This is a genomic window from Oribacterium sp. (assembly GCF_057249185.1).
Window position 1 is genome coordinate 1 of sequence record NZ_DBHIGR010000053.1, and the last position, 12,806, is coordinate 12,806.

The 12,806-nt window shown below is 41.9% G+C and carries 14 protein-coding genes; all 14 read left to right on the plus strand.

The features are described from left to right. The coding region (locus ACO4PX_RS04560) for a biotin/lipoyl attachment domain-containing protein (protein ID WP_485571695.1) at positions 1–1,293 on the plus strand (1,293 nt) is incomplete at its 5' end. Between the two features lie 131 nt (positions 1,294–1,424). After that, complete coding sequence (locus tag ACO4PX_RS04565) at positions 1,425–1,940, plus strand: cell division protein SepF (protein WP_243155874.1); 516 nt, start codon at positions 1,425–1,427, stop codon at positions 1,938–1,940. Between the two features lie 125 nt (positions 1,941–2,065). Then, positions 2,066–3,154 (plus strand): 3-dehydroquinate synthase, encoded by a 1,089-nt coding sequence (aroB, locus tag ACO4PX_RS04570; protein ID WP_485571697.1) that lies wholly within the window; start codon positions 2,066–2,068, stop codon positions 3,152–3,154. After that, complete coding sequence (gene lspA / locus ACO4PX_RS04575; protein WP_485571699.1) at positions 3,151–3,654, plus strand: signal peptidase II; 504 nt, start codon at positions 3,151–3,153, stop codon at positions 3,652–3,654. The genes aroB and lspA overlap by 4 nt, the downstream gene beginning before the upstream one ends. After that, on the plus strand, positions 3,651–4,565 hold the full coding sequence (locus ACO4PX_RS04580; RefSeq protein ID WP_485571701.1) for an RluA family pseudouridine synthase: 915 nt from the start codon (positions 3,651–3,653) through the stop codon (positions 4,563–4,565). The genes lspA and ACO4PX_RS04580 overlap by 4 nt, the downstream gene beginning before the upstream one ends. A gap of 203 nt (positions 4,566–4,768) precedes the next feature. After that, the gene (locus tag ACO4PX_RS04585; protein WP_485571703.1) at positions 4,769–6,736 is read left to right on the plus strand and encodes a C40 family peptidase; all 1,968 of its coding nucleotides are present in this window, start codon (positions 4,769–4,771) and stop codon (positions 6,734–6,736) included. Between the two features lie 113 nt (positions 6,737–6,849). Beyond that, positions 6,850–7,155, plus strand: a complete 306-nt coding sequence (rplU, locus tag ACO4PX_RS04590; protein WP_007156118.1) for a 50S ribosomal protein L21 — start codon at positions 6,850–6,852, stop codon at positions 7,153–7,155. Positions 7,156–7,181: 26 nt separating this feature from the next. Further along, entirely contained in the window at positions 7,182–7,439 is a 258-nt protein-coding gene (gene rpmA / locus ACO4PX_RS04595; protein ID WP_007156119.1) for a 50S ribosomal protein L27, read from the plus strand. Positions 7,440–7,544: 105 nt separating this feature from the next. Further along, entirely contained in the window at positions 7,545–8,849 is a 1,305-nt protein-coding gene (gene obgE, locus ACO4PX_RS04600; RefSeq protein ID WP_485571705.1) for a GTPase ObgE, read from the plus strand. Next, positions 8,846–9,151 carry a YhbY family RNA-binding protein gene (locus tag ACO4PX_RS04605; protein ID WP_304070241.1) on the plus strand — a complete coding sequence of 102 codons (306 nt, stop codon included), beginning with the start codon at positions 8,846–8,848 and terminating at the stop codon, positions 9,149–9,151. Before obgE ends, ACO4PX_RS04605 begins: the two co-directional genes overlap by 4 nt. Next, complete coding sequence (nadD, locus tag ACO4PX_RS04610; protein WP_485571707.1) at positions 9,148–9,753, plus strand: nicotinate (nicotinamide) nucleotide adenylyltransferase; 606 nt, start codon at positions 9,148–9,150, stop codon at positions 9,751–9,753. The genes ACO4PX_RS04605 and nadD overlap by 4 nt, the downstream gene beginning before the upstream one ends. A 96-nt stretch (positions 9,754–9,849) precedes the next feature. Beyond that, the gene (yqeK, locus tag ACO4PX_RS04615) at positions 9,850–10,443 is read left to right on the plus strand and encodes a bis(5'-nucleosyl)-tetraphosphatase (symmetrical) YqeK (RefSeq protein ID WP_007156124.1); all 594 of its coding nucleotides are present in this window, start codon (positions 9,850–9,852) and stop codon (positions 10,441–10,443) included. Next, entirely contained in the window at positions 10,444–10,773 is a 330-nt protein-coding gene (rsfS, locus tag ACO4PX_RS04620; RefSeq protein WP_007156125.1) for a ribosome silencing factor, read from the plus strand. 13 nt (positions 10,774–10,786) lie between these two features. Next, the gene (pepF, locus tag ACO4PX_RS04625; protein WP_485571709.1) at positions 10,787–12,583 is read left to right on the plus strand and encodes an oligoendopeptidase F; all 1,797 of its coding nucleotides are present in this window, start codon (positions 10,787–10,789) and stop codon (positions 12,581–12,583) included. Positions 12,584–12,806: the final 223 nt, after the last annotated feature.

The following is a 12,806-nucleotide window of genomic DNA, read 5'->3' on the forward strand; positions in this document are numbered from 1 at the left end:
TTTAGTGTATTTTCCTACAGCAGAAGACAAAGCCTTCGTTTTTATGAAGTGGGAGAGGGTAGCCTGGTAAGAGAAAAACAATATACCGGCTTGATTCTTCGGGAGGAAAAAAGCTATTCCGCCAAAGAATCCGGTTATGTACATTTTTCCGTAGCGGACGGAAGAAGAGTCAGTAAAGGTGGAGAGCTGTACTTTATTGATGAAACCGGTAATCTAGAAAAGTATTTACAGGAACATCCCGAGCTTTTAGGGGAATTTACACAGCAACAGATAGAGGACATTCGCCTTCGTCTGCAGGACTTTGCAGGTAGCTTCCAAAACAATCAATTCACCGGGCTTTATAGCCTTCAGGGAAGTCTTCAAAATACCCTCCTTTTTAATACGGAAGAGGGAGAAAATACGGTACAGAAGGCCCTTTCCCAGTTAGGAATTTCCTATTCCGTAATGAATGCGGAGGACGCGGGTATTGTCTCTTATACCATTGACGGTTATGAGGACTTTCAAAAAGAAAAACTTACGTCGGAAATTCTGCAAAATGCCCAAAGCTCCGTAAATTATGCGCAAAACGGCGTTCGTGTAGAAGCCGGTAATCCTCTTTATAAAATTATTACTTCCTCCCAGTGGGAAATATTATTTCCTTTGGATGAGGGAGACGCCAAGAAGATGGAGAATACCACTACGGTAAATATTCATTTTCCGGTAAATTCCATGGACCTGCAGGGAAGTTTTTCTCTGTATCGAGGAGAAGACGGCAAAATCTACGGAGACATTAAACTGGACGATTATTTGGACTACTTTCTGGATTCCCGCTTTGTGACCTTCTCCATGCAGGAAAAGGAAGAAAGCGGATTAAAGATTCCGATTTCTTCTGTAGTCAATAAAGACTTTTATATTGTCCCAAAGGAATTTTTAAGGCAGGGACCGGATAAGAGCAGCGGCTTTTATCGTCAAAAGTCCGACGGCAGTAGAGAATTTCTTCCTACGGATATTTATATGACGGATGATCAATATTGTTATTTGAAAATTGAAACCAATCCCTCGGCACAGGATATCCAAAGCGGAAATGTTTTAGTAAAGGAGTCGGGAAATGCTTCCTTTGTGGTTGGTCCCAGGAAAGCACTGGAAGGTGTCTATGATATTAATCGAGGCTATGCGATTTTCCATCCTATTCAAGTGATAGAAAAAAATGATGATTATCTGATAGTAGATTCCCACAGTAAGAACGGCATTTCCGTTTATGACCATATTGTTTTACAGGGAAATATGGTCACGGATGGGCAGATTATCTATTGATCCTGTGCTTTTATCTGGGAACTGAATTTCAGTCTTAAAATATTCAGGGAAATTGATATTTTTTAAGCTTGACAATATCTTAAAATTGAGTAAAATAATCTTGTTTAATTAGACCAAATTGGGAGATCGATATGAGCTTTTTTAGCAATTTAATGAAGAAAATGAATTTGGATCGTGAAGACGAGTACGATGACTTAGATCAGGATTATGATTTTGAGGACGAGTACGAGGAAGAAGAGGAAGCAGCACCAAAGAGAAGCTCTTTCTTCTCCAGAAGAGAAGAGGAAGAGTCTGCTGAACCGAAGATTCGATTGTTTGGTAAGTCCAAAGAAAAGGTAGAGCCTAAATCAGCCAGTATGCAGGTTGTTATGATGAAGCCCAGCTCTTTGGGAGATGCAATCAACGTCAGTGATTATCTTTTGGATGGCACCTCTGTTTTATTGAATATGGAAGGCCTTCATACTGAAATTGCTCAGCGAATTATTGATATTGTTTCCGGAACAGTGTATGCCATTGGCGGAGATATCAAGAAGATTTCCACTTATATTTTCATCGCTGGCCCAGAGGATGTGGAATTATCCGGTGACTTTGCAGGAAGTGTATTCTCCTCTAACGCAGAGTATAACGGCATTCATCTGAATATGTAATCTCGTTTATTAAGGCATATCCTATGGGGTATGCCTTTTTTTGTCTTTCCGAGATTTCTGCAAAGCTCAGAAAGCTTTAATATTCTTATTTGTTTTTAAGTAATAGATTAAGGGGAAGAATTGGTATGAGAAAGTTAGACATTTATCAGGAAGATTCATTAATCTACAGTATTTATTTAGAAAAGGATTTTTCGGCATTACCGGAGCGTTTAAACTCTGTATCTTCCAAAAAGAAAAAAGCGCTGATTGTAACCGACGACCAGGTTGCCAAGCTTTTTTTGGAGGATTTGAAAAACACCATAGAGGACTCTTTTTCCGCTATAAGTGTATGTATACTTCCGGCAGGAGAAGAGTATAAAGATTTAGAGCATATCCAAAAAATCTATCAGGCTGCTTTGGATATGGAATTGGAAAGAAAAGACATGATGATTGCCCTGGGGGGAGGAGTGGTAGGAGATATGACCGGCTTCGCCTCTGCAAGCTATCTCCGGGGAATTGATTTTATTCAGATTCCTACCACGCTTTTAGCTCAGGTGGATTCTTCCATCGGTGGAAAAACCGGAGTGGATTTTTATCATTATAAGAATTTAATCGGTGCCTTTCATATGCCTAAGCTGGTGTATTCCTCCATGCATTGTCTTTTATCTTTACCGAAGGTACAGTATGCCTCCGGTATGGGAGAAATCATTAAGCACGCTTTAATTCATAACGAAAAATATCTGCCTTACCTATTGGAGCATAAAGAAGCTTTGCAGGAGAGAAATCCTGAAATTCTTTTGGAGACGATTTATCAAAGTAATCGTATCAAGAAATATTTTGTAGAAAAAGACCCCTATGAGCATGGGGACAGAAAGTTTTTAAACTTCGGTCACAGCTTAGGACATGCCATTGAAAAGGTTGCGGATTTTTCTTATAGCCATGGACAATGTGTGGCCTTCGGAAGTCTGATGGCGCTATCTCTTTGCAAAAATATTGCTAAAGAAGATATTTTAAAGGTTCAGGAGCTGATGGAAGATATGGGCTTGGAGACCCGTTGCAAGGCTTTAAAGCATGAAGATATTTTTGAAGCCTTATCCAAGGATAAAAAACAAAAAAATCAGCATCTCCAATTTGTTTTGCTCCATCAGCTTTGCAGTCCCTATATTGAAGAGGACATCAGCAAAGAACGCATTGAAGAGGTATTGAAGCAGTATATGAGAAGTGAGGAAGTATGAGTAAAAAAGGAACATCATGGATCGTTTTCTTCCTGTGCAGTGCCCTGTTGATTTTTCTGGACCAGTGGACCAAGGCATTGGCAGTGGAATATTTAAAAAGCGGAAAAGAAATACAATTGATTCCCAACATTCTCTCCTTACTCTATGTGGAAAATGCGGGAGCGGCCTTCGGTATCCTACATGGACAACAAATTATTTTCCTGCTCATTACAATCTTTGTGCTGGCGGGAGTCCTGATTATTTTTCATAAAACGCCGATAAAGAAAAGGTATCTGCCTTTTCTTTTTTCCCTTCTCTTGGTATTTTCCGGAGCTATTGGGAATTGTATCGATCGGCAAAGACAAGCCTATGTAGTGGATTTTATTTATTTTCGTCCCATTGATTTTCCCGTCTTTAATCTTGCAGACATCTATGTAACCGGGGCTTGCTTTTTCCTTCTATTTTTATTCTTCTTTTACTATAAAGAAGAGGAGTTTGCCTTCTTAAAGGAGAAGAAATGATTTGGGAAGTAGCAAAGGATGAAGAAGGACAACGTCTGGATAAATATTTGTCTGAACAGAAAGATCATGATTTCAGTCGTTCCTATCTGGGAAAATGTATTCAGGAGGGCTGTGTTTCTGTCAATGGAGAAATGGCCAAGGCTTCCCTAAAGGTGAAGGCGGGAGACCGTATAGACTTTGCTATTCCTGAACAAAAGGATCCGGAGGTCCTTCCGGAAGCCATTCCCCTTGATATAGTCTATGAAGACGATGATCTTTTGGTGGTTAATAAAGAAAGAGGAATGGTGGTCCATCCTGCAGCGGGACATTACAGCGGCACTTTGGTGAATGCCGTCCTAGCCCATGCAGGAGCCTCTCTTTCCTCCATTAACGGAGTGAATCGTCCCGGAATCGTCCACCGCATTGACAAGGACACCACAGGTCTTCTTTTAATCTGTAAAAATGACTTAAGCCATCAAAGTCTTGCGAAGCAATTAGAAGAGCATAGTATCACAAGACGCTATCATGCCTTGGTTTTTGGAAAAATCAAAGAGGAAGAAGGCACCATCTCCGCGCCTATAGGTCGGGATGAAAAAGATAGAAAAAAACAAGCCATATCCTACAAGCACGGTAAGGAGGCGGTAACCCATTATAAGGTTTTAGAACGATTTTCCGACTCCACTCTGGTGGAGTGCCGTTTGGAAACAGGTCGTACCCATCAGATCCGTGTGCACATGAAGAGCATTGGCCATCCCCTTCTGGGAGATCCGGTATACGGACTGAAAAACAGAAAGGATGGGATTTCCGGACAGGCCTTACATGCCATGATACTGGGATTCCAACATCCCAGAACCGGGGAATATATGGAATTTTCCGCTCCTTATCCTGCGGATTTTCAAGCCTTATTGGAAAAGCTTAGAAAAAAAGGATAGTGAGAAAATGTTAAAAGAGTATTTCGAAAAAAGATAGAAGGATTTGCAAAGTTTTTGATACTTTAAAACAGCCGCGAAAAGTAGTAAGGGATAAATATCTTTATAAGGTATTTTTATAAGGTATTTTTATAAGGTATCTTTATAGGCATCATTACAAGTAATGTAAAAACTTCATTTTAATAAAAAGAGTAGGGGATAAACACTTGTCAAAGAGTAGAAAGAAAAAAGGAAAATGGAAACCGGCTATAGAAAAAGCTAAGTTATTTTTGAAGAGCAAGAAGAAGGAAAGTTTTTTGCTCTTCTTTCTTTCTTTGTTTATGATTTTATGCCTGTCCATCGTATATGCCCAAAAGCTGCATGACAAACAAAATGCTTTAAACAAGAGTAGTGACAGCCTTCTAAAAACCAGCAATAGTGTGACAGAAAAGGGGAAATGGACCAATACCCTCCATACGGATCGTAAGGAGGATGAATTTTTAAATCCTCGCCCCTTTATTGACCGGTACAATCTTGTGGATATCCGTCAGGACGGAAATCCCCTGGACTCTGTTGGGGGAAGGATCTATCAGGAACTGATGGAAAGGGAAAGTGCGGATCTTGCCAAAATCTATGATAGTACGGGAGACACCCCGGAGCATACCGCAAAGCTTTTGGGACTGAAGCGTTCCGCTATTCTGGGAAGATACAATCCTCAGGCAGCCGGTCAGTCTCCGGAGCAAAAAAACAGCTGGGCCATCCCTTATTTTAAGAACATCCATTATAGATACTACAACGGAGACGGAAAGGAAATTCAGGAATCCAGTAATGTAAAGGATATTTTAGCTATGGCCAGTGTTTATACCTATCAGCATAATTATCTGGATGAAGAGCGTTTTCGTGCCATTGTTAACGAGCTGTATACAAAGTCTCATTCCTATAGTTTAAGCATCGGTCCGGTCTATTATGACCAGGGCTGTATTCATAAGGATGCTAAAGAGGAAATGCTGGCGGAGGAGGCAGCCAATACCGCCGCTCCCGTAGGCGGGGAAACAAAAGCAAGCGAAGAAAGCAGGGCGGAAAGTGCTTCCGAAAAGTCCTCCGAAACAGCGACTGACAGCAAAGCAAATCAGAACACAAACGCTACAAAGGAGAATAAACAGGCACAGGAAAGTAAACAAGCACAGGAAAGTAAGCAAACGCAGGAAACAAAGTCAAATCAGGAGAACAGCCAAAGGAGCTCTGCCGGAGAAGGGGGAGAGAGTAACTCCGAATCCAAATCCATGACAGAGCAGTCGGAAAAGTCTAGTGAAAATAAGGAGAACAGCGCCTCCCAAAATACAGAGCTAAGTGCCTCAAATCTGCCGAAGGAAAGTATAGTTCCAAAGGAAACAACAGAAACAAAGGCAGAGCAGAAAGCAAACAGTATTCAAGAGCAGAAAAAGTTACCCAAAAATTATTGTCCCGGACACGTGGATTTAACCATTAAAATCACTGTAGTCGGTTTCGATGATGAAAACGGACTGAGAAATATTCAACTGGATTCTATTAAGGATTTGGAGGAACAGGACCAAAAGCCGGGAAGCCGTTGGCATGGCTGGGATGACTATACCATTGCTGCCGTAAAGCGTTTGAAGGAACAGGACTGGTTTAAAGACTACGGTCTCAGTATCTCTTCCGTTGAAAAGAAGTCTCCTCTTACGGAGGAGGAAATATCCGCGTATATGAAAGATTTGCCGGAGGATCTTAGCGAGGAAAGAAAAGCTTTGATTCATTTTGCCTTATCATCGGTTGGAAAAGTTCCCTATTTTTATGGAGGAAAAGCCGGGGTAAAGGGCTTGGAAGGAAACCACTTCGGAGCCACCATCTCTTCTTCGGACTATAAGGGAAGAAATCGAAAGGGCTTAGACTGCTCCGGCTTTGTACAATGGGCTTATTGGTCCAGTGTGGATAGAAGCTTGGATTTCGCCTCCAGCACCCAGGAATTAATCGGAAAAGGACAGAAAATCAAGCGTAGTGAATTAAAGGCGGGAGATTTGATTATTCAACCCAGCGGAGAAAGCCATGTGGTGGTCTTTATTAAATGGACCAAGGAAGGGAAAATGCTGGCAGTCCATGAAAACGGAACAGCGGGTAATATTTCCGTAGATGAAGTACAGGCAAATTATCCTTATTATCGCAGTATTTTACCATAAAAAGCTTGACGAAGAGGGCAGTTTACTGTAAAGTAACCTAGATGCCGCCTAGCGAGGTTTAAGAAGCATGTCTCACCACAGCTAGCGAGTAAATTTTTATAGGAGGATTCCTAATGTACGCAGTAATTGTAAGTGGCGGAAAGCAGTACAAAGTCAGTGAAGGCGATGTAATCCGTGTGGAGAAGTTGGAAGTAGAAGAGGGAGCAAAGATTACTTTTGATCAGGTTCTTCTTCTCAATGACGGTTCTTTGAAGATTGGTACACCAACAGTTGCCAATGCAAAGGTTAGCGGAACTGTTCTTCAGAATGGTAAGGGTAAGAAGGTTATCGTTTACCGTTACAAGAGAAAGTCCGGTTACCACAAGAAGAATGGTCACAGACAGCTTTTTACAGAAGTAAAAATTGACAAGATTGGTTAATTTTTAGGAAAGGATAGGTAAATTACATGGCTCATCATAAGGGTATGGGCTCTACCAAAAACGGTAGAGATTCCGAGTCGAAAAGACTTGGTCAAAAGAGAGCAGATGGTCAGTTCGTTAAGGCTGGAAACATTCTGTACAAGCAGAACGGAACCAGAATTCATCCAGGTCTGAATGTAGGCTTGGGAAATGATTTCACCTTATTTGCAAAGGTGGACGGAGTCGTTAAATTTGGCCGTCTAGGAAGAGATCGTAAGCAAGTATCTGTACTTCCAAAGGCATAAGGAAACATTAACCCCATGCTGGTTATCCGGCGTGGGGTTTTCCTATAGTAAAAGAAAATATTTTGCAGGAAATCGTCCTGCTTCTTTTTAGAAAAAGGAGTATTCATGTTTGCAGATATTGCAAAAATTTATGTTAAAAGCGGAAAAGGTGGCAACGGCCATGTATCCTTTCGCAGAGAATTGTTTGTTCCTGCAGGAGGCCCGGACGGCGGAGACGGCGGGAAGGGCGGAGATATTATCGTAGAAGTGGATAAGGGGCTAAACAGCCTGGAACCCTTCCGTCATAAAACAAAATATGCCGCAGAACCCGGACAGGAGGGAGACGGCAGAAAGATGCATGGAAAAAATGGTAAGGATCTGATCTTAAAGGTTCCGGAAGGAACGCTCTTAAAGGATGATGAGACCGGTAAGCTGATTGCGGATATGAGCGGAGAGAATCAGCGGATGGTTTTATTAAAGGGCGGTAAAGGGGGCTTAGGCAATATGCATTTTGCCACCCCGGCCATGCAGGCACCAAAGTTTGCTCAGCCGGGAGAAGAGGCCAGAGAAATTACCCTGCGTATGGAATTACGGGTAATTGCAGATGTAGGCTTGGTAGGCTATCCCAATGTAGGAAAATCCACCTTACTTTCCATGTGCAGTAATGCCAGACCGGAGATTGCCAATTACCATTTCACCACCTTAAATCCTCACCTTGGCGTGGTAAATTTAAAGGGCGACCGAAGCTTTGTCATGGCGGATATTCCGGGGATTATCGAAGGCGCCTCCTCCGGCGTTGGACTTGGCTTTCAATTCCTTCGTCATATCCATCGTTCCAGAGTTTTGATTCATATGGTGGATGCAGCCGGAACGGAAGGCAGAAAGCCGCTGGACGATTTTTTACAGATTCAAAAGGAATGTGAAGAATATGATGAGGAAATTCTCCGTAAGCCTATGATTGTGGCCGCCAATAAGATAGAGCTGGTACAGACTAAAGAGCAGGAAGAAGACCTGGCCCTTTTGGAGAAGTATTGTACAGAGCATAAGCTCCCCTTTTTCCGTCTTTCCGCAGCTTCCAATCAGGGAATTTTACCCATATTGGAGAAAACCTGGGAGCTGTTGGAGGAAAATAAAGAGCAGGCTGTAGTCTATGAAAGCGAAGTGGATCTGGAAAATCTTGGTGCGGTAGAAATGCTGGCCATCAGCTATGATCATCCGGAAGAGGGTGTTTTTGTCGTGGAAGGCCCCAAGATGGAGAAGATGCTGGGCTATACCAACCTGGAAGCGGAGAAGGGCTTCCTTTTCTTCCAGCGTTTTATGGTAGAGCAGGGAATTATTAAAGAATTAAAGAAGATGGGCTTAAAAGAAGGGGACACCATCAAGATTTACGCCCACGAATTTGAATATTATGACACGGAGGACGAGGAATGAAATCCTACATCAAAGACAGTAAAATGCGTTCCGTTTTAAAAGGAGCGGCACAGAAGATAGAACCAACCCTTTCTTTAGGAAAGAATTCCATTACTCCTGAATTTATTGAAGCGGTTAGGGAATATATGGAAAAACATGAGTTAATGAAGATTCATGTTTTAAAAAATTGTATCGATGATCTGAGAGAATTGGGAAATACCATTGCTGAACGTTCCGGAACGGAGCTGGTACAGATTATCGGTCGAATGATTGTTTTATACAAACCCGCAAAAGAAGAAAAAGACAGGAAATTCTCTCTATGAAACCCATAGCCATTTTAGGGGGAAGCTTTAATCCGGTGCATTTCGGACATTTAAAAATGGCGGAAGCCGCCATGGAAAGTACTCATTTTTCCAAGGTTCTTTTTATTCCCACCGGCACCCCCTATCATAAAGAGCAGAAGGATTTGCTTCCCTTTTCCGATAGGCTTAAGCTTTTGGAACTGGCTATTGAAAATTGCCCGGATTTTGATTGCTCTCCCATAGAAGGGGAGAGGGATGGGAATTCCTATACCATCGATACGGTAAGAGAACTTCTGCGGCAGAATCCAACGAATTCCTACAGTCTTTTAATCGGAACCGACCAGTTTTTAACCCTTCGTTCCTGGCATAAAATCATAGAACTGGGTCAACTGGTGGATTTTTATATTGCCAATCGAAACGGGGAGATGTCATTCTCAACATTCCAAAAGGAAAAGGAAGCTTTGGAGAAAGAGCTTTCTTTACATTGTAATTTATTTCCCATGCCGGCTATCGATCTTTCCAGTACGGAGATTCGGAAACTACTGAAAGAAGGAAAGTCCATCCATGGAATGCTTCCTAAGTCGGTGGAAGAGTATATTTTAAAAAAGGGATTCTACCGTTAAAGAAGGAAATCATAAAGCGGAAATCTATATCGAAAAGGATATTTATATTAAAAAGGATATTTATATTGAAATGGATATCCATAGCATAGAGGAATCATGGAAGAAAAAGAATTTTTGCAAAAAATCGAAGAAATTCGAAAGCATTTACAGGAGCATTTAAAGAAAGAGCGCTATGAGCATTCTCTAAGTGTGGCCTTTACCAGCATCTGTCTGGCTATGGCTCACGGGGTAGACCTCCAAAAAGCGGAGCTTGCAGGACTTTGCCACGACTGTGCAAAATACATGGGAAAAAAAGAATTATTGGAGGCTTGTCAAAGAGAGCATATCCCTCTGCTTCCCGAGTATTTGGAGGCACCCCAGGTTCTTCACGGTATTTACGGTGCCTGTTATGCCAAAAAACATTTTCAAATCGACAATGAAGAGATTCTCTCCGCCATTTACTACCATACCCTGGGAAAACCGGCGATGACCACTCTGGAAAAGATTGTTTATCTGGCTGATTATATTGAAGTAAGAAGAGGAAATCGGGAGGACTTAACTGCTATCCGGGAAATTGCCTTTCGAGATTTGGATTTGGCGGTGAAGCTCTGTTTGGAAGCAAGTATTGCCTATGTGAAAGAAAAGGGACAGCATTGTTGCTCTTTATCCCTGGATGCGTTAGCATATTATCAAGAGAAAAAGGAGGTATAAATGGAATCTTTGGACTTATGTAAAAAAATTGTATCTGTTTTAGATGAGAAAAAAGGAAGTGACATCATCGTTTTGGACATTTCCGAAATCTCCGTATTATCGGATTATTTTGTGCTGGTATCCGCAGATAATGTAAGACAGCTGGATGCCCTGAAGGATGCCCTGGAAGAAGCCGTTCATTTGGATAATCGTAAGGCGGAGGGAGAGAGCAGCTCCGGTTGGATTCTTTTGGATTATAAGGACGTTATCGTGCATCTTTTTGATAAAGAAACCAGATCCTTTTACAACCTGGAAAAAATCTGGTCTGATGCCAAGAGAGTAGAATTATAAGAAAGGCTATAGCATGAAGAGTGTAAAAAGACATGAGCTAAGTAGAGAAGAGGTTTGGCACTTTGATGATTTATATGCCAATGATGAAGCATTTTTAAAGGCTTTGGCGGAATCCGAGGAGAAAGCAACGGAAATTGCTTCCTATGAGGGACGTCTCGGCAGTTCTCCGGAGCTATTATTGAAGGCTTTGAAAGAGAAAGAGGCATTGGCCTTATTATCCAGCCACTTTTTGGCCTACAGCATGATGAAAAGTGATGTGGATACCAAAGACCAGGAAGCCTTAAGTTTAAATCAGAAAGCAATGGCGGTAGAGGTTCGAAACGGAGAGAAATTAGCCTTTTTCGATCCGGAGATTCTTTCCCTGTCTTCGGAATATCTGGATAAAGCATTTTCAGACTGTAAGGAATTGGAGAGGTATTCCGTTTATATCAAGGATGTCAGAAGATTAAAAGAGCATACTTTGGATAAGAATGCCGAGAAGCTTCTGGCATCGGCTCAGTCCATGGCCAGTGGTCCCTATCAGGCATTTTCCATGCTGCAAAATGCCGATCTTCAATTTCCTTCCGTGGAAATGAACGGGGAAGAAATTCCCGTCAGTAACGCCCGCTTTGTCCCCTTACAGACCGGCAATAACCGTCCGCTACGTAAGGCGGTATATGAAGCCTTTTATAAGGTATATCAGGATCATAGAAATACCTTTGCCGCATTGTTTGACGCGCAGCTAAAGCAGCAGTATTTCTTTGCCAAGGCCAGAAACTATCCTACAGCCTTTGCTGCTTCCGTAGGGGAAGTGGATGTTTCCGAGAAGGTTTGGGATCATCTGATTTCCGCCGTTCACAAGAAGATTTCCGCCTTTCATGATTATGTTGCTCTTCGAAAGGAAATGCTTGGCTTAGAGGATCTTTCCATGTATGACGTTTACGCGCCCATGGTAAAGGACTACGAGTACCATATTGATTTTGAGGAAGCCAAGGAAGTAATTTTAAAAGGTCTAAAGCCTTTAGGAGAGGACTATCAGGAGCTTTTGAAAAAAGCTTATTCCGAGTATTGGATTGATGCCAAGGAAAATGACGGAAAGCGTGTGGGAGCATACTGCAACCCTGTATTCGGCGTTCATCCCTTTATTCTTATGAGCTATCAGGGCACCATGGACGACCTCTTTACCTTAGCCCATGAGCTGGGACATGCCATGCATTCCTATTATTCGGAAAAAGAGCAGGGCTTCCTGAATTCTCAATATAAGCTTTTTGTTGCGGAAGTAGCTTCCACCACCAACGAAGTGCTGCTGTTATACTATCTGATGGAACAGGCTAAAAACAAGGAAGAGAAGCTCTATCTTTACAACCATTTCCTGGAGAGCTTTAAGGGAACCTTCTTTAGACAAACTATGCTTTCCGAGTTTGAACGTAAAGCCGCTTCTATGTTGGAAGCAGGAGAGGCCATCACCGCAGATAGCCTGGAGAAAGTCTATCATGATTTGAATAGCTATTACTTTGGTCCGGATATGAAGATTGATGATCTGATTTCCGTAGAATGGAGCAGAATCCCTCATTTTTACTACAACTTCTACGTATATCAGTATGCAACAAGCTTTGCCGTATCCTGTGCTATTGCCAAAAGAATTTTAGCCAAGGAAAAGGGAGCGCTGGAGCAATATAAGAAATTCCTGTCCAGCGGTTGTACCAATGATCCTGTATCCTTGTTACAGCTTGCGGGAGTGGATCTTTCCACGGAAAAGCCTATGGTGGATGCCATCAGTATGTTCCATAGCATCGTGCAGGAAATGAGAGACTTATATCATAAAGCATAATTTCCCATATAATTTTTAAAGTGGAAGTGACTGTAAAAAATTAAATTATAAAAGTTTTCGGCAATATAGGTCTGATTGTGGGGGAGTCTGAGCCCTATACTTGCAAAATCAGGCGAAGTGAAGGACTTTAATAATTGAAGTGAATGATACAGCGTGAGTCTGTAATAGGGGCAATCTGAGCCCGTCAGTACTTACTGAAAGCGAGCAAAGCGATGCTTGAAGT